This is a genomic window from Micromonospora sp. NPDC049497 (genome assembly GCF_044465805.1).
Classification (GTDB): Bacteria; Actinomycetota; Actinomycetes; order Mycobacteriales; family Micromonosporaceae; genus Micromonospora.
The window spans coordinates 302,453-324,966 of sequence record NZ_JBITMC010000002.1 but is presented as its reverse complement, the minus strand read 5'-3'; the positions used below and the strand labels follow the sequence as shown (position 1 = coordinate 324,966).

The following is a 22,514-nucleotide window of genomic DNA, read 5'->3' as shown; positions in this document are numbered from 1 at the left end:
GGGATCAGGGGAGCAGGTGCGGCCGTACGTCCTCGGCCGCCCCGTCGCCGTACGACTCGGCGAGCCGCTTGACGAACAGGTCGCGGCGGACGTCGTACTCCTGGGTGCCCACGGTCTCCAGCACCAGCGTGGCGAGCAGCGAGCCCACCTGAGCGGCCCGCTCCAGCCCGAGGCCCCACGACAGCGCCGTGAAGAAGCCGGCCCGGAAGCCGTCGCCGACACCGGTCGGGTCGACCGCCCGGATCTCCCGCGCGATCGGCACGTGGATCGGGTCGACGTCGCGCCCCGCGATCTCCACGCCGTCCTTGCCGAGCGTGGTGACCCGCACCTTGACCAGGTCGAGGAGCTGGGCGTCGCTCAGGCCCGCCTTGCTCTGCAGCAGGGACTTCTCGTAGTCGTTGGTCATCAGGTAGTCGGCGCCCTCGATCAGCCCGACCACGTCCGTGCCCTCCATCCGGGCCAGCTGCTGGGACGGGTCGGCCGCGAACGCGTACCCCCGCTCCCGGCACTCGGCGGAGTGGCGCAGCATCGCCTGCGGGTCGTTCGCGCCGACGAGGACCAGGTCGAGGCCGTCCAGGCGGCGGGCGACCGGCTCCAGCTCGATGTTGCGCGCCTCGCTCATCGCCCCGGCGTAGAAGGAGGCGATCTGGCACATGTCCGTGTCGGTGGTGCAGACGAAGCGGGCGGTGTGCGCGATCTCGCTGACGTGCACGGAGTCGCAGTCCACGCCGTGGCGCTCGAGCCAGGAGCGGTAGTCGGCGAAGTCCGCGCCGACCGCGCCGACCAGGACCGGCCGCAGGCCGAGCTGGCCCATGCCGAAGGCGATGTTGGCGGCGACACCACCGCGGCGCAGCACCAGGTCGTCGACCAGGAAGGAGAGCGAGACCTTGTGCAGCTGGTCGGCGATCAGCTGCTCTGCGAAGCGGCCGGGGAAGCTCATCAGGTGGTCGGTGGCGATCGAGCCGGTCACGGCGATCTTCATGTCAGCCCTCGGGGTCGGGAGCACGGCGCCGGTCAGCCTACCGTTCCGGTCCGGCCGCCGGCCGCCGGTCAGCCGACCGGCGGACATCCGGGCGCCACCTCCGGGAAAGCCCCTGGACACAGCGGCGGGGCCGCCCCCTTTCCAGGGGCGGCCCCGCCGTTTCTGGTCAACTCGTCCGGTGCGGGCCGGCGAGCGGTCGACTCAGCTGAACGAGTCGCCGCAGGCGCAGGAGCTGCCCGCGTTGGGGTTGTCGATGGTGAAGCCCTGGGCGTCGATCCGGTCGGCGAAGTCGATGGTGGCGCCGGCCAGGTAGGGGGCGCTCATCCGGTCGACGACGACCTCGACACCGCCGAAGTCGGTGACGACGTCACCGTCGAGCGACCGCTCGTCGAAGAACAGCTGGTACCGCAGGCCGGAGCAGCCACCGGGCTGCACGGCGACCCGGAGCCGCAGGTCGTCGCGGCCTTCCTGCTCGATCAGGGCCTTGACCTTCTGCGCCGCGACGTCGGTGAGGACGACGGACGTGGGGGCCTTGGCCTCGGTCGACTCGGTCTGCGCTGGCGTGGTCACGTGGAAATCTCCCTGCGCGGTATGGGTCCGGACGCACTGGCCAACGTTGCGCGTCGCCCAGTATTCCCGGAGTGGTCCGTCCTCGATCGTACGCCGCCTGCGGCGGAACGGCCCGGGTGGCGTGACCCGGGCCGCAGGTTCCGGCGTTTTCCCGCCGCGCCGACCGTCAGCGGCTCCACTGCCGCGCCAGGCGGGTGCCGAGCGCCCGGAGGCCCTCGGCGGGCCGGCCCATCGCCGCTTCCATGCCGCCGTGCTCCGCACCGCCGAAGTGCTCCACCAAGCTGTACGCCTCGGTCACCCCGGCCGCGGCGGCCTCCCGCCGCCCGGTGCTGACCCGGCCGGCCACCACCACGCAGGGCACCCCCCGGTCCCGGGCGGCCCCGGCCACCCCGGCGACGACCTTGCCGCGCAGCGACTGGTGGTCGAAGGACCCCTCGCCGGTGATCACCAGGTCCACCTCGTCCAGCGCGGCGTCCAGCCCGATCGCCCGGTTGACCAGGCCGATGCCCGACTCGCACCGGCCGCCCAGGGCGAGGATCGCCGCGCCGAGCCCACCGGCCGCGCCGCCGCCGGGCAGCGCGCCGAGGCCCGGCGGGCAGCCCGGCAGGTCGCGCTCCAGCACGCCGGCGAACCGCTCCAGCGCGGCGTCGAGCAGCAGCACGTCGGCCCGGTCGGCGCCCTTCTGCGGGCCGAAGACGTTGCTCGCCCCGTGCAGGCCGAGGAGCGGGTTGTCCACGTCCGTGGCGGCCACCAGCCGGGCTCCGCGCAGCCGGGGCACGCCGTCGAGCGCGGCGACCGCGGCCAGCGCGGCGCCCCCGTACGGCAGGGCCGCGCCCGTGGAGTCCAGCGGGGTGACGCCGAGCGCGGTGAGCATCCCGGCCCCGGCGTCGTTGGTGGCCGAGCCACCCAGCCCGACCACGATCTGGCGCGCGCCGTGCTCCACGGCCGCCGCGACGAGCACCCCCAGCCCGTACGAGGTGGTGGTCTTCGGGTCGCGTTCCTCTCCGGTGAGCAGGTGCAGGCCGCACGCCTGGGCACATTCCAGGTAGGCGGTCGCGCCGTCGGCGGTGACCAGGATCTCACCGGCCGCCGGCCGGCCCAGCGGGTCGACCGTCGGCACCGGCACCCGGCGGGTGTCGAGGGCCTCGGCGAGGACGTCGAGGAAGCCGGGGCCACCGTCGGCGAGCGGCCGGATGAGCAGGTCGTCGGCGGTGGCGACCGTACGCCAGCCGTCGGCGACCGCTTCGGCCACGTCGGGGGCGGACAGCGTGCCCGCGAACTTGTCCGGACAGAGCAGCACGCGCATGCCCAGCAGTGTGGCAGCACACACCGGTGGAAGCTGCGTCGCGCCCGCGCTGTGGGACCATGGGGTACGTGACGTCGACCTGGGTAGAACCCTCCAACACCGCCACGGCACTGCTGCTCCTCGGCCGTGGCAGCGACCCCGCCACCGAGCGTGGCGTCGAGTGTCCGGGTGACCTGCCGGCCCCGAGCGACCCTGATCTGGTCGCCCGCGCGGCGGCGGCCAAGGCGAAGCTCGGCACCCGGGTGTTCGTGCTGGGGCACCACTACCAGCGCGACGAGGTGATCCAGTTCGCCGACGTGACCGGTGACTCGTTCAAGCTGGCCCGGGAGGCGGCGGCCCGCCCCGACGCGGAGTACATCGTCTTCTGCGGTGTGCACTTCATGGCCGAGAGCGCCGACATCCTCACCTCGGACGCCCAGAAGGTGATCCTGCCGGACCTGGCCGCGGGCTGCTCGATGGCCGACATGGCCGTGCTGTCGCAGGTCGAGAAGGCCTGGGACGTGCTCAGCGACCTGGGCATCGCCGACCAGACCGTCCCGGTCACGTACATGAACTCCTCGGCGGACATCAAGGGCTTCGTCGGGCGCAACGGGGGCGTCGTCTGCACCTCGTCCAACGCGAAGCGCGCGCTGGACTGGGCGTACGAGCAGGGGTCGAAGGTGCTCTTCCTGCCCGACCAGCACCTGGGCCGCAACACGGCGGTGCTCGAGATGGGCCTCTCCCTCGACGACTGCGTGCTCTACGACCCGCACAAGCCGAACGGCGGGCTGACCCCGGAGCAGCTGCGCGACGCGAAGATGATCCTGTGGCGCGGGCACTGCTCGGTGCACGGCCGGTTCACCCTGGACAGCGTCAACGACGTGCGCGAGCGGGTGCCGGGCGTCAACGTGCTGGTGCACCCCGAGTGCCGGCACGAGGTGGTCAACGCCGCCGACTTCGTCGGCTCGACGGAGTACATCATCAAGGCGATCGAGGCGGCCCCGGCCGGCTCGTCGTGGGCGGTGGGCACCGAGCTGAACCTGGTCCGCCGGCTGGCGCTGGCCCACCCGGACAAGCAGATCATGTTCCTCGACAAGGCGGTCTGCTACTGCTCGACGATGAACCGGATCGACCTGCCGCATCTGGTGTGGGCGCTGGAGGAACTGGTCGCCGGCCGGGTGGTCAACCAGATCACGGTCGACGAGGACACCGCCCACCACGCCCGCGTGGCGCTGGACCAGATGCTCGCCCTCCCCGGCGCGGACACCCCGCCGCCGACCGCGGCCTGACCACTCTCCGTAACGCCCTTGGCACGATAAAGTGCCGGATCACCGATAAATGCCGTCCAGGGCGATGTGACCTGGGTCATTCTCGTCACCGAGGGCTATGCTGCCGGGGCGACGCGGGCCGGCGTTTTACGGCCGCCCCGTTCCGGGTAGCAGGAGACCTTGCCCCACGATCGACACGGCACCACCCGACGCGCTGCTGGAGGTTGCATTGACCGACGACGTCCTGGTCGTACACGGAGGCACTCCGCTGGAAGGGCGGATCCGCGTGCGCGGCGCGAAGAACCTGGTCTCGAAGGCGATGGTCGCCGCTCTGCTGGGCGACACCCCGAGCCGGCTCTACGACGTGCCGAAGATCCGTGACGTCGAGGTCGTCCGTGGGCTGCTCGGCCTGCACGGGGTGAAGGTCACCGACGGCGACGAGGACGGCGAGCTGGTCTTCGACCCCGCCAACGTGGAGAGCGCCAGCACCGACCAGATCAACGTGCACGCGGGCTCCAGCCGGATTCCGATCCTGTTCTGCGGCCCGCTGCTGCACCGCCTCGGCCACGCCTTCATCCCGGATCTCGGCGGCTGCCACATCGGCCCGCGGCCGATCGACTTCCACCTTCAGGCGCTGCGCGAGTTCGGTGCGACGGTGGAGAAGCGCCCCGAGGGTCTGCACCTGTCGGCGCCGAACGGGCTGCACGGCACCAAGTTCGCCCTGCCGTACCCGAGTGTGGGCGCGACGGAGCAGGTGCTGCTGACCGCGGTGATGGCCGACGGCGTCACCGAGCTGCGCAACGCGGCGGTCGAGCCGGAGATCATCGACCTCATCTGCATCCTGCAGAAGATGGGCGCGATCATCAAGGTGCACACCGACCGGGTCATCGAGATCCAGGGCGTGCCGCGGCTGCACGGCTACAACCACCGGCCGATCCCGGACCGGATCGAGGCGGCGAGCTGGGCCGCCGCCGCGCTGGCCACCCGCGGTCACGTCGAGGTGCTCGGCGCGCAGCAGGCCGACATGATGACCTTCCTGAACGTCTTCCGCTCCGTCGGCGGCGAGTACGAGGTCACCGACGCCCGCCCGCCGAAGCTGGGCGACCCCGGCCAGGAGGGCGGCATCCGCTTCTGGCACCCCGGCGGGGAGCTGAAGTCGGTGGCGCTGGAGACCGACGTGCACCCCGGCTTCATGACCGACTGGCAGCAGCCGCTGGTCGTGGCGCTCACCCAGGCGCGCGGCCTGTCGATCGTCCACGAGACGGTGTACGAGCAGCGGCTCGGCTACACCGAGGCGCTGAACACGATGGGCGCCAACATCCAGGTCTACCGGGACTGCCTCGGCGGCACCCCCTGCCGCTTCGGCCGGCGGAACTTCAAGCACTCGGCGGTCATCGCCGGGCCGAGCAAGCTGCACGCCGCCGACCTGGTGATCCCCGACCTGCGGGCCGGCTTCAGCCACCTGATCGCGGCGCTCGCCGCCGAGGGCACCTCCCGGGTGTACGGCGTCGACCTGATCAACCGCGGCTACGAGGACTTCGAGGCGAAGCTCGCCGATCTCGGCGCGCACGTCGAGCGTCCCTGACCTCGTACGACCCGGCACCGGCGGGCCCTGATCGGGCAGCACGGGTGTCTCCGGTCACGTCCCGCTCCCGCCCGGTGCACCGCGATGTGCACCGGGCGGGAACGTTTGGCTACCCTTTCCGCGTGCCGTCGCTGTTTCGCCGCAAGTCCGCCGACCTCGTCGACGAGGCCGTCACCCCGGTGACGCCCGACGAGGAGTCCTCCTCCGCCCGCACCCGGGGCTACACCCCGGCCAAGGGCCGCGAGACGCCGAAGCGTCCCGCGGCCGGGCGCCGCCCCGTCGGCACCGGCAAGCCGCTGACCAAGGAGGAGCAGCGGGCGGTCCGACGCCAGCTTCGCGCCGAGTCGGCGGCGGAGTTCCGGCGGGAGGGCGGGCCGCGCGACCGTGGCCCCGAGCGGCTGCTGGCCCGCAACGTGGTCGACTCCCGGCGTACGGTCGGCACCTGGTTCTTCGGTGGGGCCCTGGTGGTGCTGATCGGGTCCAACCCGGCAATGCCCCCGGCGATCCAGCTCGCCTCCAACCTGGTCTGGGGCGCCCTGGCGCTCGGCGTGATCGTGGACTCGGTCCTGATCTGCCGGAAGATCAGGAAGCTGGTCCGGGAGCGCTTCCCGAACACCGGCCAGCGGATGGGCTCCCTCTACCTGTACGCGATCATGCGCTCGATCACCTTCCGCAAGATGCGGACTCCCCAACCGCGGGTCAGCATCGGCGACCCGGTCTGACCTCGACGGTCCGGCCCTTCGCGCCGAGGCCGGCCAGCCCCGCCATCACCTCGGCCACTCCCGCCGACTCCAGGGCGTACACCAGCCGGTGCCCGTCCGCCTCCACGCGGTGCAGGGCCGCGCCGGGCAGCACCGGCGCCCGCCAGCGAGGCGCTGGCGGTAGGTGGCGTGCCGACGGAAGCCCGAGCCCGCTATAGCCCGAAATGTCCGGAACCATAGGATAACGTTTGGGACGGTGGGCCGAGCCACAGTGGCGGTGAGCGAGCCGACGCCGCTACCCTCCTTCCGCAGCCACGCCATGCCGGAACGGGTGACCCTGCCGGGGGTGCGCGGCGCCCAGCGCGACAATTTGCAACGAGGTGACATCGCCGTGAGCGAGCGGACGCGAGCCGACCACCGGGGCGCGGCCGTGAGCGAGCGGACGCCCGCCGGCACCGCCGGCGTTCCCGCTCGCGTCCGCCGCCTTGAGTCCGCGCCGGTCACCGCCCACGGCGACGGGCCGCCCGGATGAGTCGCGGATACGCCGACCGGTGGCACGATCCGGCCGAGCCGTCCTGGATGGCCGAGCCCACCAACGAGTGGCACCCCCAGTTCCCGGGTCAGCGCTACGCGGGTGACATCGGCGTCCACCACGTACCACCGCCGGCTCCGCGTGGCCGGGCGGCCGTCGTCGGCCGGGCCGAGGTGCCGCCGCTGGCGCCCACCCGCCCGGACGGGACGTACGTCGGCCGGTCCTGGGACGACGATCCCGAGGGTCGGGCCGCGCGCCACGACGGCACCGCCGCCCGGCACGACGGGCAGCCGAACCGGCACGACAGCCGCAGCGGGCGGTCCGACGACAACGGCGGCCGGCGGTACCCCGACGAGCCGTACCGTCGGACGCACGCGGAGCCCACCTGGTCGGACGACCGTCACCGCCAGCCCGAAGCCGAACCGCGCAACGGTCGGAGTGGTCCGGACCGGTCCGCGCCGGCTCGGCCGGTCGACGAGCACCGCCCGCGCGAGCACGGCCGCGAACGCCACGCGGCCCGACACGAGCCGGTGGGGCGGGACCGTCCCGTCTCCCCCGCCGGCCGCACCGAGGCCGGCTGGGTCCCCGAGCCGGACGAGGACCGACCGCGCCGCCACGAGGGGTACGAGCGGCCGGAGAACGGCCACGGCCGGCGGCCGGGCGAGGAGCCCCAGCGGACGCGCTACCCGTGGGGACGCGCCGACGCCGAACGCCGGGACCGTTCACCGGACGCCCGGTGGGACCGTGCACCCGACGCCCGGCGGGAGCGCGGACCCGAGAGCCACGCCGACCGGACACCGGACGGGCAGTGGGACCGTGGAGCCGACGGTTCCCGGGACCGGTCCGCGCCCGCACCGGACCGCGCGGCCCGAGGGCAGTGGGCAGCGCCGGCCGACCGGCAGTGGGAGCGTCCCGTCGGCGGGCAGCGCGACCGGGCCGGCGAGGCCGGCGTACCCGTCGACCACCGGTCGCGCCCCGACCGGGACCGCCCCGGTCGGCCGCACCACGACGGCGAGCAGCGGCGGCCCGACCCGGAGGAGCGCCGGCGGCGGCAGGAGGCGGCGGGCCGCGCCGAGACGTACCCGGACCGTCGCCCGCCCGACACGGTCCGGCCGGAGCCGTACCGCGAGCCGGAGCCCCACCGCGACCCGCGCGGATACGCGGACAGCCCCGCGCACGACGGCGGGCTGCCCTGGCCCCCGCCGGGCCCGGTCCGCCCCGCGTACGACGGGAACACCCCACGCCGCGGCGAACCGCGTCCCGAGCACCGTCGACCGGCCGAGCCCGTCGACCGGTCCCGCCACGGGAGCCGTCACGACGCCCCACCACACCGCTACGACGAGCGCCCCCACGGCCCGGGAACCCGCACCCCGGGGACACCCGTCTCCCCCGCTCCCGTCTCCGGGGCGCCGGTGTCGCCCGCCCCGGCACGCGGCGGTTCCACCGTGCCACCCGCCGCACCGCACCGGCCGGTGTCGCCCGCACCCGTCTCCGGACCGCCCGCCGCACCGCACCGGCCGGTGTCGCCCGCACCCGTGTCCGGACCGCCCGCCGTGCCCGACCGGCCGGTGTCGCCGGCCGCGCGCACGCCCGTCTCCGGACCGCCGGTCGACGCCGGTCGGCGGCCCCCGCCCGGCGCGGACGACCGGTTCCCGCACCAACGCCACGGCGCGGAGGCGGCCGAGCCGGTGGACGAGCCGTCCCCGGTGTCCGGCCCACCCGCCGCCCGGCTGCGCGTGGAGTTCCGTCCCGCACCCGTCGTCGCGTCTCCGGCCGACGACATGCCCGCCCCGGTGGAACTGCCGCGTGCCGGCGCGACCGGCACATCCGCCGCTCCGACCGCCGAACGCCCGGCCCCGATCGGCCCCGGCATGCCACGGCCGTACGTCCCGCCGCCGCCGTCCACGCCGCTCCCGCCACCACCGACGACCACGCCGCCGGGCACGGGCGTCGACGCCTGGTTCCGGCCCGCCCGTCCCACCACCGAGGAGCCGGAGGAGTCGGTACGCCCCGACGAGCCGACGGCGGAGCCCTCGACGCGCGCGCCGGTCGAGGACGCCTCGGCCACTCCCGCGCCGTCCTCTGCCGCCGTCGAGCCGGTCTCCGCGCCGCCGCTGTCCGCCACCGTCGAACCGGCGGCGGACACCCTCGGCGTACCCGTCTCGGCGCCCCCGGACGACGCCACCCCGGACCGGTCCCCGCACCGGGACGACCACGGCGGACGTCCGGTGTCGGGCCCGCCGGCCACTCCCCCGCCGGCTCCGGTGTCGGCACCGCCCGCCCGTCCGACGTCCGGCCCGCCCTGGACCGTGGACCCCGTCTCCGGACCACCGGACGGCTCCGCCTACCCGGTATCCGGTGCGCCGTGGGTGACGGACACCGACGACCTGGCCGGTCTGGTGCCTCCACCGCCCGCCGGCCCGTTCACCTCGGCGTACCCGGTCTCCGGCGCGCCCTGGGCGGCCACGACGGGCGAGCCGGCTCCGGCACGGCCCGACTCCGCTCCGCCGGTCGCGCCCGTCTCCGCACCGCCGGCATGGCCGGAGCCGGGCCGGCCGGCCCTGTCGTTCTCCGGCTCGCCGGAGGACACGGCCACCGACGACGCGGTGGGCGCGCCACCTCCCCGCCCGGTGTCGGCGCCGCCGAGCCCTCCGGTTCCGTCCAATACTCCGGTCTCCGGACCGCCGCACGCGCCGGTGTCGGCGCCGCCACACGTTCCCGCGCCGGCCGCGCCCTGGAGCGCCGACCACGCCGCCCACGCCGCCCACGTCTCCGCGCCGGCCGTGCCGGTGTCGGCGGCACCCGCGACGGAACCGGCCGCCCCGCCGGAGGAGACGACCACGCCGGTCCGCCCGGTCTCCGCACCGCCCGGTGCGCCCGTCCCGGCGCCGCCGGCCGCACCGCCCGCGCCGGTCGAGAACGCCTGGCCCGTACCGGAGGCGCCGGCCGAGCACGCCCTGGCCGTACCGGCAACACCGGCCGAGAACGTCCCGGCGGACCCGACGCCGCCCCGGTCGGCCGCGCCGGAGGTATCGCCGGTCGAATCGGTGACCGGACGGCCGGACCTCTCCCAGGGCGACCCCGAGCAGGTGCTGGCGAGCTACCGGTGGCGGCTCGACCCGGCGACGTTGCGCGAGGTGGTCGAGGAGCCGGACCAGTTCCGGGTCGTCCGGCGCCGGCTGACCGAGAAGCTGGGCACGGCCGTCGACAACCGGTCCCGGGCGCGGCTGCTGAGCCTGCGGGCGGTGGTGTCCCGGATCGTCGGCGACCTGGACGACGCGCTGGCCGACGGGCGCCTGGCGTTGACGTACGCGGAGGCGACCGGCGAGCTGCGCCGGACCTCGCTGGCCCAGGCGCGGCTGGCCCACGTGCTGCGCTGGCGCGGCGACTTCGCCGAGGCCGACCGCCTCTTCGCGCAGGCCAACTCGGACGAGCTGCCGGACCGGCTGCGGGCGGCGCTGCACGAGCACGCCGGCCGGTGCTGCTACGAGCAGGGCCGGCTGATGGAGGCGTGCCACCACTTCGAGCGGGCGCTGGACCTGCGGGGCGCCGGGGACCCGGAGCTGCTCGCCCGGATCCGGTTCAGCCTCGACGCGGTCGCGGAGCGGGCCACGGAGATCGGCTTCGGGCCGTACCCCCGGGGTCGTGACGAGGTGCTGGAGCGGGTGCGGCCCCCGGTCCCGGCGCTCGACGGCGACCGCTGGGGTTACGCCGACTCCGACGGCGAGATGGTGGTCCCCGGCCGGTACGCGGAGGCGCAGCCGTTCCGCGACGGGGTCGCCTGGGCGCGTCCGGTCGACAACGAGCGGTGGGCGCTGATCGACCTCACCGGTGAGACGGTGCTCCCGCCGACGTACCTGGTCGTCCGGCCGTTCTCCGACGGCCTGGCCTGGGTGTCGCAGGGCGAGCCCGGCGGGTGGGGTGCGGTCGACACCACCGGAGAGGTGGCGGTGCCGCCGGGCTTCGCGGAGGTACGCCCGTTCCGGCGCGGCCTGGCCGCGGTACGACGGGAGGGCTGGGGTGCCGTCGACCGCACCGGCCGTGTCGTGGTGCCCACCCGCTACCACGGGTTCGCCACCACCCTGGCCGACGGCCGGTACGTCGACGGCTTCACCGACGAGGGACTGGCCGTGGTGGACGTGGCCGGCCGGCGGGGCGTGGTGGACCGCACCGGCAAGCTGCTCGTCCCGCCGGTGCACCCGGTGCTGGTCGTCCACCCGGTGGCGTTCCTCGCCGGCGACGGCACCGGGCGCTGGGGCGCGCTGGACCGGCAGGGCGGGCCACTGATCGACCCGGTGCACCGCAACCCCGACGATGTCGTCGTGGAGATCGAGCGGCTGCTCACCGACACCAACCCCGTGCTCTGAGCCGCCGTACCCGGTGACCGTGATCGGGGCGGGCTAGGGTCGGGGAATGGAATTCCGACACCTGGGCCGTTCCGGCCTGATGGTCAGCGAGATCTCGTACGGAAACTGGATCACCCACGGGTCACAGGTCGAGGAGGACGCGGCGTTCGCCTGCGTCCGGGCCGCCCTGGACGCCGGCATCACCACCTTCGACACCGCCGACGTGTACGCCGGCACGCGCGCCGAGGACGTGCTGGGTCGCGCGCTGCAGGGCGAGCGGCGCGAGGGGCTGGAAATCTTCACCAAGGTGTACTGGCCCACCGGCCCCGGCCGCAACGACCGTGGCCTGTCCCGCAAGCACATCATGGAGTCGATCAACGGCTCGCTGCGCCGGCTGCGCACCGACCACGTCGACCTCTACCAGGCCCACCGGTACGACTACAGCACCCCGCTGGAGGAGACGATGGAGGCGTTCGCCGACGTCGTCCACTCCGGCAAGGCGCACTACATCGGCGTCTCCGAGTGGAAGGCGTCGCAGATCCGCGAGGCGCACGGGCTCGCCCGGGAGCTGCGGATCCCGCTGGTGTCCAACCAGCCGCAGTACTCGATGCTCTGGCGGGTCATCGAGACCGAGGTCGTACCGACCAGCGAGGAGCTGGGCCTCGGCCAGATCGTGTGGTCGCCGATGGCACAGGGCGTGCTCTCCGGCAAGTACCTGCCGGGTCAGCCGCCACCGGCCGGGTCCCGCGCCACCGACGAGAAGTCGGGCGCCGGCTTCATCGCGCAGTGGCTGACCGACGACGTGCTCACCCGGGTGCAGCGGCTCAAGCCGCTGGCCGAGCAGGCCGGGCTCAGCATGGCGCAGCTCGCGATCGCCTGGGTCCTGCAGAACCCGAACGTGTCGTCGGCGATCGTCGGCGCGTCCCGCCCCGAGCAGGTGCACGACAACGTCAAGGCCGCCGGCGTGAAGCTGGACGCCGACCTGTTGAAGGCGATCGACGAGATCGTCGAGCCGATCACCGAGCGCGACCCGTCGCGCACCGAGTCGCCGGCCCAGCGTCCGTGACCGGTCCCGGTCCGGCCGGACCTGTGCGCCGGCCGGACCGGGGTCACGACCGCCAGAAGCGGATGAGGTCCAGGCCCAGGGCGTAGAGGCCCTGGGGCAGGCCGAGCAGGTCGCCGACGGCGAAGACCGCGCCGAAGAACGCGCCGCCGATCTGCGGGTTCCACAGCAGCGCGAAGAGCAGGATGAAGCCGTACGGGGCGAACAGGTCGTACATCCGGCGGTACGGCGGGCTCAGCCAGGGCTGGATCATGTTGCCACCGTCCAGGCCGGGCACCGGCAGCAGGTTGAGCGCGCTGGCGGTCAACTGGAGGAACGCCAGCAGGGCCAACGCGGCCCAGAACTCCACCGGGCCGCTCCCGCCCGCGCCCAGCCCCACCACCGCGACCAGCACCAGCGTGAACACCACGTTGGTGGCCGGGCCGGCGAGGCTGACCAGGGTGTGCCGCAGCCGCCCGGGAATCGCGTGCCGGTCCACCCAGACCGCGCCGCCGGGCAGGCCGATGCCGCCGAGCAGCACCACCGCCACCGGCAGCACGATGGACAGCAGCGGGTGGCTGTACTTCAGCGGGTTGAGGGTCAGGTAGCCCCGGTGGGCCACGCTCCGGTCGCCGGCCCGGAACGCCACGATCGCGTGTGCGTACTCGTGCAGGCAGAGCGAGACGAGCCACCCGGAGACGACGAACAGGAACACGTCGAGCCGGACGTTGCCGTACCGGTTCCAGGTGAGCACCCCGCTGGTGACGAAGAGGGCCACCAGGGCGAGGAAGACCGGGCTGGGCCGGAACGCCGCCCGGGGCACACCGAGCAGCAGCGGCTCGCTCCCCGGGCGGTCGTCGGCCATCACTCCGCCGGGGGCAGCAGGCTCATCCGGTAGTCCACCCGGTCGTCCTCGACGAGCGCGACCGAGGTGACGCCGGACGCCGCGAGCTCGCGCCAGGTTTGGCCGATCCAGGACTCGGCGTCCGCCTGGCTGCCGAACGACTCCGCCGGTCCCTCCACCGCCTCACCGTTCGTGCCCTCGTACCGCCAGCTCCACGCCATGTGCGCGTCTCCCCTCGCCGCCGTCCCGTCCGGGACGCCCCTGCCAGCGTAGTCCGTGATCCACCGTGACGGCCGGGGCCGGCCTGGCACCTCGCAGGCGGGACACCGCCCGCTGGCTCTAAGGTACGGGGCATGTCCGTTGACGGGTGGAACACGGTCCTGGTGCTGGGCGGCATCCGGTCCGGCAAGTCCGAGTTCGCCGAGTCCCTGGTCGCCGAGGCTCCCACCGTCCGCTACGTGGCCACGGCCGCCGACGCGGACGCCGACGACGCGGAGTGGTCCGCCCGGCTGGCGGCGCACCGTGACCGCCGCCCGGAGACCTGGACCACCGAGGAGACGGCCGGCGACCCGCGCCGTCTGGCGGACGTAATCGCCTCCGCCGAGCCGAACGAGACGCTGCTCGTCGACGACCTGGGCGGGTGGGTGACCGTCCTGCTCGACCCAGCCCACCAGCCGGCCGACGACACCGCCACCATCGCCGAGCTGGCCACCGCGATCCGCGACTGCGCGGCGAAGCTGGTGCTGGTCAGCCCCGAGGTGGGGCTCTCGCTGGTGCCCACGACGCCGCTCGGCCGGGCGTTCACCGACGCCCTCGGTGCGGCCAACCGGGCGGTCGCGGACGCCTGCGACGCGGTCGTGCTGGTGGTGGCCGGCCAGCCGGCGTGGCTCAAGCCCACCGCGCCCCGCCCGGTCACCGTGCCGGCCCAGGGCGGCCCGGCCGCCACCACGGGAAACGGCGCCACGTCCACGCCCGCGCACGCCGCGCCGGAGCACCCCGCGCTGCCGGACGTGCTCACCCCGACCATCCCGCCGGCGCCGTCCACGCCGGCCGACGCCGGTACGCCCTGGTCGGCCCCGACCATGGCGCTGCCGATGGTCGCCACCGGCCTGGTGATCCAGCCGGGCATGGAACTGCCGATGCCCGACGAGTACGCGGGTCCGCAGGCCGTGGACCGCCTCGCCACCCTGGACGTCCCCGGCGCCGGTCTGGGCGTGCTCGACCGGGTGGTCGGCTTCGCCGCCGCCACCCAGGGCACCCCGACCCCGGTCCCGTGGGACTCGGTACGGGTCCTGCTGGTGCACGGCGACCACGCCGGGGGCGCCGCCGCCGGCACGGTCTCCGGAGAGTCGGCCCGGCGGGCCCGGCAGGCCCGCGCCGGACAGGGTGCGCTCGCCCGGCTCGCCGCCGAGTCCGGCGCCAGCCTCCAGGTGGTGGACGCACCCACGGCACGTCCCATCGAGAGCGAGCCGGCGCTGACCCCGGAGCAGGTCGAGTCGGCGCTGCGGCACGGCTGGCGGCTCGCCGAGCAGGCCGCCGACGCGGGCGTACGCCTGCTGGTGCTGGGGGCGTGCGGCGCCGGGACCGAGGCCGCGGCGGCGGCGGTGCTGGCCGCGACGGCCGGCGCGGAACCGCCGACGGTGCTCGGTCGGGTGGTCACCGACGCCGGCGAGTACGACGACGCGGCGTGGATGGTCCGCTGCGCCGCCGTCCGCGACGCGCTGCACCGCACCCGGCGCTCCCCGCGCGACGCCAAGGACGTGCTGGCCGAGCTGGGTGGCGGCGACATCGCCGTGGCGACCGGCGTGCTGCTCGGCGCGACCGCCCGCCGGGTGCCGGTCATGCTGGACGGCCCGGTCGGCGTGGCCGCCGGCATGGTCAGCCGCGACCTGGCCGGACAGGCCCGGCACTGGTGCCTGCTCGCCGACCACGGCGGGCACCCCGCCGTCCGGCTGGCCGCGGACGTGCTGGGCCTGACCCCACTGCTGGACCTGCGCCTCGACCTGGGCGAGGGCGCCAACGCGCTGGCCGCGCTGCCGCTGCTGCGGTCGGTCCTCTCGCTGACCGCCGCGCTCCCGGTGCACCCGTCGCTGGGCGGCGGAACCGAATCCGGCGAGGAACCGGAGGAGACCGACGAGCCGGACTTCCGCGAGCCGGAGCCGGCCGGGCCGGGCCCGACCAGCACCGAGCCGGAACCCGAGCCGGCGGACCCGACCGGCTGGCGTGCCGGCTGAGTCGCGGCTCGGCGACGGGGCGCGGCTGGCACTGACCACGTTCAGCACCCTGCCGGTACGCGCCGGCCGGGTCGACCGGGCGGCGGCGGGTACGGCGATGGCGCTCGCCCCGGCGGTCGGCGCGCTCCTCGGGGCGGCGCTCGCCGGGGTGCTGCTGCTCCTCGGTGCGCTGGCGCCGCCGCTGGTCGCCGCCGGCGTGACGGTCGGCGCGGGTGCGCTGCTCACCCGAGGGCTGCACCTGGACGGGCTGGCCGACACCGTCGACGCGCTCGGGTCGTACCGGCGGGGGGCGGCCGCGCTGGAGATCATGAAGAAGCCGGACGTCGGCCCGTTCGGCGTGGTCGCGCTGGTGGTCGTACTCCTGGTGCAGACCGCGACCCTCGCGGACCTGGCGGGTCGGTCCGGGCCGGCGACGCTCGCGGCGGTGGTGACCGCCGCGGCGGCCGGTCGGCTCGGCGTGGCGGTGGCCTGCCGGCGCGGGGTGCCGGCGGCCCGGCCGGAGGGACTCGGTGCGCTGGTCGCCGGCACCGTCGGGCCGGTCGCGCTGACCGCCGGGACGGCCGGCGTCGCGCTGGTGGCGCTCGCGGCCGTGCCGGGCCGCCCGTGGCAGGGGCCGCTCGCCGTCGCCGCCGCGCTCGCCGTCGCGGTGGGGCTGCTGCGACACGTGGTACGCCGGCTCGGCGGGATCACGGGTGACGTGCTCGGCGCGACCGTCGAGGTGGTCACCACGCTGGTCTACCTGGGACTGGTGCTGTCCGGCTGAGGGGCGCCCGGAGCGCCGGGTAGCGTCTGGATCGACAGCACCGCGGCCACCCCGGGGGACGACATGCTCATCACGGACGACTTCCTGCCCGTACCGGTCCCGGAGTCGCTGAGTGCGACCTACCTCGTCCCGATGACCGGCCTGCCGACGGTGGGCACGAAGACGGCGGTGGAGCGGCTCACCGGGCGGCTGGCCGAGCCGGTGTTCGGGCTGGCGAAGCAGATGCTCGACAGTCCCCTGATGTCCGTGGACACCCGGCCCGTCAGCGAGTTCCCCGAGCTGCCGCCGGACCTGCTCACCGCGTTCGGGGCGACCGAGGCGCAGCTGGCCCGCCTGGCCGCGGCGACGCACCTGGTGGTGGTGCAGGCCGAGTACCGGCCGGGCTGGCCGCCGGCGCACGAGTGGGCGGCGCGGGCGGTGGCCGCCGCCGTCGCCGACACCGTCGGCGGTGACGTCGTGGACGTGTTCGGCCTGCAGTTCCTCGACCCGGCGACGGCGCTGAGCTCCCTGCCGGACGCCGACGGGCGGATCCGGCTGGTCGACTGGGTGCTGGTGCCGTACTCGTCGGACGCCGAGGGCCTCTGGTTCACCACCAAGGGCCTGCGCCGCTTCGGGTTGCTGGAGTTGCAGACCCAGGGCGTGCCGGACCACCTGACCCGGGCCTGGGGCGCGGTCATGACCGGCGCGGCGCGCCGGCTGCTGCGGGACTGGACCGACGGCCTGTCCGGCGAGGAGGTGCCGGCATTCGTGCAGCTGCCGGTGCTGGCGACGGTGACCGGGCACGACATCGCGGTCGCGTACGGCAACCCGGAGCAGCACGGCGCGACCGCCCCGGTGCTGCTGCGCCTGGAGCTGGACCCGGCCACCGATCCGGAGGCCGACTCCTTCCTCAGCCTGCGCCCACCGGCCGGGCATCCGGGGCCGGACGGGCGCTACTACGCCACCGCCTGCGCCACGCTCTTCTCCGGCATCCAGCCCGACGTGCGGTACGCGCGCTCCGGCGACGCGATGAGCAGGGCGGTGGCGACGGCCCGCGAAGGGCTGGGTGACATCCGGGCGCGTTTCCTCGCCGGCGCGCTCCCGCCGGAGACGCAGCTGGTGGTCAAGTACGGCCTGCCCGGCGACGAGGGCCCCGAGTTCGTGTGGGCGGGGGTGACCTCGTGGGAGGTCCCGGAGCGGATCGAGTGCGCCAGCTCCAGCGACGCCAACACCGACCCCACCGTCCGGATCGGCTCGCCGGTCGTCGTGGAGGCGAGCGACGTGGTCGACTGGGCCGTCCTCGACGGCACCGGCGTCATCGAAGGCGGCTGGACCCAAGCGGTCCTCGACGCCGGCGAACGCCCCCCACCCCCCGTCTAACCCCCACCCCCACCCCCCTCCCTTCCACCCACACCCACTCCACCCTGTTGATCAAGGGGTTTGCGCCAGATCTCCGCCGGATCCTGACGCAAACCCCTTGATCACCGGGCGGGGCGGGGCGGGGGCGGGGGCGGGAGGGGGTTACTTTACGGAGGGGTTTACGAAGGGGGGGCGGGTTAGGCGCATGGGGGCGCGGCGGCCGCGGATGTCGACCTGGAGCTCGGTGCCGTCGGGGAGGTCCGGGGCGGTGTCGACCAGGGCGAGGGCGATGCCCTGCTTTTTCGTCGGGCTGAAGGTGCCGCTGGTGACCGTGCCGACCCGGGTGTCCCCGTCGAAGACGGCCATGCCGGGGCGCGGGATGGCCCGATCGACCGCCTCCAGGCCGCGGAGCGTACGCCGGGGGCCGGCGGCCTTCTCGGCGAGCAGCGCGTCGCGGCCCCAGAAGGCCGGCTTGTCCCAGCCGACGGCCCAGCCCGAGCGGGCCTGCACCGGGGTGATGTCCAGCGACAGGTCCTGCCCGTGCAGCGGGTATCCCATCTCGGTGCGCAGCGTGTCCCGGGCGGCCAGACCGCAGGCGCGCAGGTCGGAGCCGGCGGCGAACAGCGCGTCCCACACACCGACGGCGTGCTCGGCCGCCACCACCAGCTCGTACCCCAGCTCGCCCGTGTAGCCGGTGCGGCAGACGGTCAGCTCCGCGCCGGCCACCGTCCCGGTGGAGAAGCTCATGTACCCGTGCTCGGTCGGCAGGCCCAGGGCGCCGAGCAGGTCCGCCGAGCGGGGTCCCTGCACGGCGAGGACGGCGTACGCCTCGTGCTCGTCGGTGACGGTGACCGACGGCGGCGCGGCGGCGCGCAGCCGACGCACGACCTCGGCGGTGTTCGCGGCGTTCGGGATGAGGAAGACGTGGTCCTCGGCGTGCAGGTAGGCGATGATGTCGTCCACCACGCCGCCGGTGGCGTCGTCGCAGCAGAGGGTGTACTGCGCCCGGCCCGGCCCGATCCGGCGCAGGTCGTTGCTGAGGCAGGCGTTGACGAACTCCGCCGCGCCCGGCCCGGACACCCGTGCCTTGCCGAGGTGGGAGACGTCGAAGACACCCACGCCGGTCCGTACCGCGGTGTGCTCCTTGAGCACTCCGCCGCCGGCGTACTCCAGGGGCATCTCCCAGCCACCGAACGGGGCGAACTTGGCGCCGGCGGCGGTGTGCCGCTCGTGCAGCGGGGATCGGCGCAGCCGGGTCGCGGCGGCGTCGGTGGTCACGTCGGTCATGGGTGGCAACTTACCGGGACCTGAACGGCTGGTTAGCATCGGCGGGACCCGCCGAAGAAGTCGGCGGGACAGCCAGACGTCCGGCAGGTACCGTCCGCCGGAGACCTTCACCGCCGGTACGCGACGACGCGACCGGCCCGGCCCGCCCGGAGTAGCTTCAGTGACATCGCCCAGCACCACCCTGAGCCTGGTCGACAGCGACCCCGCCGAGCTCGCCGTCGACGCCATCGTGATCGGCGTGCACAGCCAGACCGGAGAGCAGGACGCCACCAGCGGCCTCGCCGGGACCCTTCTGCTGGCCAGCGGCGCGGAGAGCATCGCCGCCGCCTTCGACGGCCGGCTGACCGAGACGCTGGCGCTGCTCGGCGCGACCGGCGGCCCCGGCGAGGTGATCAAGCTCGCGACCCTGGGCACCGTCACCGCTCCGGTCATCGCCGCGGTCGGCCTCGGCCCCGAGCCGACCGGCGCCGCACCGGCGCCGGAGACCCTGCGCCGGGCCGCCGGCGCCGCCGTCCGCGCCCTGGCCGGCGCCGGCCGGGTGGCGCTCGCCCTGCCGCTGCCCGACGACACCGACGCCCCCGCCGCGCTGCGCGCGGTGGCCGAGGGCGCGCTGCTCGGCGGGTACCGCTTCGCCGGCTACAAGACCCGCCCGCAGCCGGCCCGGCGGGAGCCGGTCGCCGAGGTACTGGTGGCCGTGCCGGACGTCGCGGACGCCACGGCGACGGCCGAGGTCGCCCGGGCCAGGGCCGTCACCGACGCGGTCCGGCTCACCCGGGACTGGGTCAACACCGCCCCGAACGAGCTGCGCCCGCCGGCGTTCGCCGACGCCGTGGCCACCGCCGCCCGGGAGGCCGGGCTGGACGTCGAGGTGCTCGACGAGGCGGCCCTGGCCGCCGGCGGCTACGGCGGCATCATCGCCGTCGGGCAGGGCTCGGAGGCCCCGCCGCGCCTGGTGAAGCTCAGCTACACGCCGGCGGGTGGCGGCACCGGCAAGCGGGTCGCGCTGGTCGGCAAGGGGATCACCTTCGACACCGGCGGCATCTCGATCAAGCCGGCGCAGGGCATGTGGGAGATGAAGTCCGACATGGGCGGCGCCGCCGCGGTCGCCGCCACCATGCTGGCGGTCGCCGCGCTGAAGCCGTCGGTGCCGGTCACCGCGTACCTGCCGATGGCCGAGAACATGCCGTCCGGCTCGTCGTACCGGCCGGGAGACGTGATCAGCATGTTCAACGGCAAGAAGGTGGAGGTGCTCAACACCGACGCCGAGGGCCGCATGGTCCTGGCCGACGCGATCGCGCGGGCCTGCGCGGACGGCTGCGACTACCTCTTCGAGACCTCCACCCTGACCGGCGGCCAGGTCGTCGCGCTCGGCAAGCGCATCGCCGGCGTGATGGGCACCCCGGAGGTCTGCGAGCGGGTCCGGACGGCCGGCGACGCGGTCGGCGAGCCGGCCTGGCCGATGCCGCTGCCGGATGACGTGCGCAAGGGCATGGAGTCCGACGTCGCGGACATTTCCCAGGTCAACGCGGGGATGGACCGGGCCGGGCACATGCTCCAGGGCGGGGTGTTCCTGCGCGAGTTCGTCAGCGAGGACGTGGCGTGGGCGCACATCGACATCGCCGGCCCGAGCTACCACTCGGGTGAGGCGACCGGCTACTGGACCAAGGGCGGCACCGGCGTCCCGGTCCGCACGCTGCTCCAGCTGATCGACGACGTGGTCGCCAACGGCTGAGGCGTACGCGGAACGGACGGGGCGCCCCTGCCGGGCGCCCCGTCCGCCGTTTCAGAACAGCTCGGGGCGGCGCTTGCGGCGTTCGTTGTAGTCCCGCATGCGTTGCGGGTACCCGACCAGGCGTACGTCGTAGACCGGGATGCCCACCCGGTACGCGAAGCGCCGCGCCCCGTCCGGCCCGTCGACGCGGCGGCGGGTCCACTCCCCGTCGTCGGCGATCAGCATGACGGTGGTCTCGGTGACCGTGGTGCGGGGTTCGATGAACGCCTCGACGCCCCGTCGGGTCCGGACGAAGGTCTCGAGGTGGTCCAGATCGGCACGGTCGGCCGCCCGGTCCAGGCTGACCGCGCCCGCCTTCTTCCGTCGTCGGAACAGTCCCACCGGTCGTCTCCCCACACACCGCGTCATCGAAGCCGGTGACAAGCGTACGTGTCGACGACGTGTCGTTGGGCACCTCGGTACGCGGGCTGCGGCCGGTGGTGACAAGATGACCGAGGTGGGGTGTGTCTGTTACTCCGCCGTAACCCCCGATGCAGCGACGCGACCTGGGAGTTGGACGTGAGCGAGCCGAACGAAGCGACCTTCGACATCGTCATTCTCGGAGGTGGCAGCGGCGGCTACGCGGCGGCGCTGCGTGCCGCCCAGCTGGACCTCTCCGTGGCCCTGATCGAGAAGGGCAAGCTCGGGGGCACCTGCCTGCACAACGGCTGCATCCCCACCAAGGCGCTGCTGCACGCGGCGGAGATCGCCGACCAGACCCGCGAGTCGGAGCAGTTCGGCGTGAAGGCCGAGCTGCACGGCATCGACATGACCGCCGTCAACTCGTACAAGGACGGCGTGGTCGCCCGTCTCTACAAGGGCCTGCAGGGCCTCGTCGGCGGCGCGAAGAACATCACCTTCGTGGCCGGCGCCGGCAAGCTGGTCGCCAAGAACACCGTCGAGGTCGACGGCAAGCGCTACACCGGTCGCAACATCATCCTGGCCTCGGGTTCGTACGCGAAGAGCCTGCCCGGCCTGGAGATCGACGGCGAGCGGATCCTGACGAGCGACCACGCCCTGACCCTGGACCGGGTCCCGGCGTCGGCGATCGTGCTCGGCGGTGGCGTGATCGGCGTCGAGTTCGCCAGCGTGTGGAAGTCCTTCGGCGTGGACGTGACGATCGTCGAGGCACTGCCCCGGCTGGTCGCCGCCGAGGACGAGGAGTCGTCGAAGGCGCTGGAGCGGGCCTTCCGCAAGCGGAAGATCAACTTCAAGGTCGGCAAGCCGTTCGAGAAGGTCGAGAAGACCGACAACGGCGTCCGGCTGACCATCTCCGGCGGCGAGACGGTCGAGGCCGAGCTGCTGCTGGTCGCGGTCGGCCGGGGCCCGAACACCGCCAACCTCGGGTACGAGGAGCAGGGCGTCAAGATGGACCGCGGCTACGTGCTGACCGACGAGCGGCTGCGCACGAGCGTGCCGAACGTCTACGCCGTGGGCGACATCGTGCCCGGCCTCCAGCTCGCCCACCGCGGCTTCCAGCAGGGCATCTTCGTCGCCGAGGAGATCGCCGGCCAGAACCCCGCCGTGATCGACGAGGCCGGCATCCCGCGGGTCACCTACTCCGACCCGGAGCTGGCGTCGGTCGGTCTGACCGAGGCGAAGGCCAAGGAGCAGTACGGCGCCGACAAGATCAAGACCTACAACTACAACCTGGGCGGCAACGGCAAGAGCCAGATCCTCAAGACCACCGGCTTCGTGAAGCTGGTGCGCGTCTCCGACGGGCCGGTCGTCGGCGTGCACATGGTCGGCGCCCGGGTCGGTGAGCAGGTCGGTGAGGCCCAGCTCATCTACAACTGGGAGGCGTACCCGGCCGAGGTGGCGCAGCTCGTGCACGCCCACCCGACGCAGAACGAGGCCCTGGGCGAGGCGCACCTGGCCCTCGCCGGCAAGCCGCTGCACGCGCACGCCTGATCGAGAACTGATTCCGCGGCGTCCGGCGGCAGACGGGCGAGATCGCACCAGGGAC

The 22,514-nt window shown here is 74.5% G+C and carries 19 protein-coding genes; 11 read left to right on the top strand and 8 right to left on the bottom strand.

The window, feature by feature from the left end; translation table 11 throughout:
- Positions 1-4: 4 nt before the first annotated feature.
- The 3 genes from ACIBR0_RS04770 to ACIBR0_RS04760 all read right to left on the bottom strand — a co-directional run bounded on the left by ACIBR0_RS04770 (position 5) and on the right by ACIBR0_RS04760 (position 2,858).
- The gene (locus ACIBR0_RS04770; protein ID WP_357040860.1) at positions 5-982 is read right to left on the bottom strand and encodes a carbohydrate kinase family protein; all 978 of its coding nucleotides are present in this window, start codon (positions 980-982) and stop codon (positions 5-7) included.
- A 201-nt stretch (positions 983-1,183) separates the two neighbouring features.
- Positions 1,184-1,552 carry an iron-sulfur cluster insertion protein ErpA gene (gene erpA / locus ACIBR0_RS04765; protein WP_130338589.1) on the bottom strand — a complete coding sequence of 123 codons (369 nt, stop codon included), beginning with the start codon at positions 1,550-1,552 and terminating at the stop codon, positions 1,184-1,186.
- Between the two features lie 166 nt (positions 1,553-1,718).
- Positions 1,719-2,858, bottom strand: coding sequence for a glycerate kinase (locus ACIBR0_RS04760; RefSeq protein ID WP_396712710.1), 1,140 nt, complete (start codon positions 2,856-2,858; stop codon positions 1,719-1,721).
- Positions 2,859-2,926: 68 nt separating this feature from the next.
- Here ACIBR0_RS04760 and nadA point away from each other — a divergent pair, with 68 nt between their 5' ends.
- The 3 genes from nadA to ACIBR0_RS04745 all read left to right on the top strand — a co-directional run bounded on the left by nadA (position 2,927) and on the right by ACIBR0_RS04745 (position 6,412).
- Complete coding sequence (gene nadA, locus ACIBR0_RS04755; protein WP_357038788.1) at positions 2,927-4,126, top strand: quinolinate synthase NadA; 1,200 nt, start codon at positions 2,927-2,929, stop codon at positions 4,124-4,126.
- A gap of 208 nt (positions 4,127-4,334) precedes the next feature.
- Positions 4,335-5,690, top strand: a complete 1,356-nt coding sequence (murA, locus tag ACIBR0_RS04750) for a UDP-N-acetylglucosamine 1-carboxyvinyltransferase (protein WP_357038785.1) — start codon at positions 4,335-4,337, stop codon at positions 5,688-5,690.
- 122 nt (positions 5,691-5,812) lie between these two features.
- Positions 5,813-6,412 carry a DUF3043 domain-containing protein gene (locus ACIBR0_RS04745; protein WP_396712709.1) on the top strand — a complete coding sequence of 200 codons (600 nt, stop codon included), beginning with the start codon at positions 5,813-5,815 and terminating at the stop codon, positions 6,410-6,412.
- On the opposite strand, the gene ACIBR0_RS04740 is transcribed toward ACIBR0_RS04745, so the two are convergent.
- Positions 6,390-6,545, bottom strand: a complete 156-nt coding sequence (locus ACIBR0_RS04740) for a hypothetical protein (RefSeq protein ID WP_396712708.1) — start codon at positions 6,543-6,545, stop codon at positions 6,390-6,392. The genes ACIBR0_RS04745 and ACIBR0_RS04740 overlap by 23 nt on opposite strands.
- Positions 6,546-6,647: 102 nt before the next feature.
- Between ACIBR0_RS04740 and ACIBR0_RS04735 the strand changes: the two genes are divergently transcribed.
- Genes ACIBR0_RS04735 through ACIBR0_RS04725 form a run of 3 tightly spaced genes read left to right on the top strand, consistent with a single transcriptional unit; the run spans position 6,648 to position 12,335 of the window.
- On the top strand, positions 6,648-6,923 hold the full coding sequence (locus ACIBR0_RS04735; protein WP_396712707.1) for a hypothetical protein: 276 nt from the start codon (positions 6,648-6,650) through the stop codon (positions 6,921-6,923).
- Positions 6,920-11,290, top strand: a complete 4,371-nt coding sequence (locus ACIBR0_RS04730) for a WG repeat-containing protein (protein WP_396712706.1) — start codon at positions 6,920-6,922, stop codon at positions 11,288-11,290. The genes ACIBR0_RS04735 and ACIBR0_RS04730 overlap by 4 nt, the downstream gene beginning before the upstream one ends.
- A 46-nt stretch (positions 11,291-11,336) precedes the next feature.
- A complete protein-coding gene (locus tag ACIBR0_RS04725; protein WP_396712705.1) occupies positions 11,337-12,335 on the top strand; it encodes an aldo/keto reductase family protein in 999 nt (332 codons plus the stop codon).
- A 43-nt stretch (positions 12,336-12,378) separates the two neighbouring features.
- On the opposite strand, the gene ACIBR0_RS04720 is transcribed toward ACIBR0_RS04725, so the two are convergent.
- Both ACIBR0_RS04720 and ACIBR0_RS04715 read right to left on the bottom strand, forming a co-directional pair.
- Positions 12,379-13,176: a site-2 protease family protein gene (locus ACIBR0_RS04720; protein WP_396712704.1), complete on the bottom strand. Its 798-nt coding sequence runs from the start codon at positions 13,174-13,176 to the stop codon at positions 12,379-12,381.
- The gene (locus ACIBR0_RS04715; RefSeq protein WP_396712703.1) at positions 13,176-13,376 is read right to left on the bottom strand and encodes a hypothetical protein; all 201 of its coding nucleotides are present in this window, start codon (positions 13,374-13,376) and stop codon (positions 13,176-13,178) included. Before ACIBR0_RS04715 ends, ACIBR0_RS04720 begins: the two co-directional genes overlap by 1 nt.
- A 132-nt stretch (positions 13,377-13,508) precedes the next feature.
- On the opposite strand from ACIBR0_RS04715, the gene ACIBR0_RS04710 reads away from it, so the two are divergent.
- The 3 genes from ACIBR0_RS04710 to ACIBR0_RS04700 all read left to right on the top strand — a co-directional run bounded on the left by ACIBR0_RS04710 (position 13,509) and on the right by ACIBR0_RS04700 (position 17,511).
- On the top strand, positions 13,509-15,389 hold the full coding sequence (locus ACIBR0_RS04710; RefSeq protein WP_396712702.1) for a bifunctional adenosylcobinamide kinase/adenosylcobinamide-phosphate guanylyltransferase: 1,881 nt from the start codon (positions 13,509-13,511) through the stop codon (positions 15,387-15,389).
- Positions 15,379-16,152, top strand: a complete 774-nt coding sequence (locus ACIBR0_RS04705; RefSeq protein WP_396712701.1) for an adenosylcobinamide-GDP ribazoletransferase — start codon at positions 15,379-15,381, stop codon at positions 16,150-16,152. The genes ACIBR0_RS04710 and ACIBR0_RS04705 overlap by 11 nt, the downstream gene beginning before the upstream one ends.
- Before the next feature lie 63 nt (positions 16,153-16,215).
- Positions 16,216-17,511 (top strand): DUF2314 domain-containing protein, encoded by a 1,296-nt coding sequence (locus tag ACIBR0_RS04700; protein WP_396712700.1) that lies wholly within the window; start codon positions 16,216-16,218, stop codon positions 17,509-17,511.
- A gap of 141 nt (positions 17,512-17,652) precedes the next feature.
- Here the strand turns inward: ACIBR0_RS04700 and gcvT are convergent, their stop codons facing one another.
- Complete coding sequence (gene gcvT / locus ACIBR0_RS04695) at positions 17,653-18,777, bottom strand: glycine cleavage system aminomethyltransferase GcvT (RefSeq protein WP_396712699.1); 1,125 nt, start codon at positions 18,775-18,777, stop codon at positions 17,653-17,655.
- A gap of 160 nt (positions 18,778-18,937) precedes the next feature.
- Between gcvT and ACIBR0_RS04690 the strand changes: the two genes are divergently transcribed.
- Complete coding sequence (locus ACIBR0_RS04690) at positions 18,938-20,509, top strand: leucyl aminopeptidase (protein ID WP_396712698.1); 1,572 nt, start codon at positions 18,938-18,940, stop codon at positions 20,507-20,509.
- Positions 20,510-20,560: 51 nt separating this feature from the next.
- Here ACIBR0_RS04690 and ACIBR0_RS04685 read toward each other — a convergent pair whose 3' ends face one another.
- On the bottom strand, positions 20,561-20,890 hold the full coding sequence (locus tag ACIBR0_RS04685; protein ID WP_357040396.1) for a hypothetical protein: 330 nt from the start codon (positions 20,888-20,890) through the stop codon (positions 20,561-20,563).
- A 177-nt stretch (positions 20,891-21,067) separates the two neighbouring features.
- On the opposite strand from ACIBR0_RS04685, the gene lpdA reads away from it, so the two are divergent.
- Entirely contained in the window at positions 21,068-22,459 is a 1,392-nt protein-coding gene (gene lpdA / locus ACIBR0_RS04680) for a dihydrolipoyl dehydrogenase (RefSeq protein WP_396712697.1), read from the top strand.
- Positions 22,460-22,514: the final 55 nt, after the last annotated feature.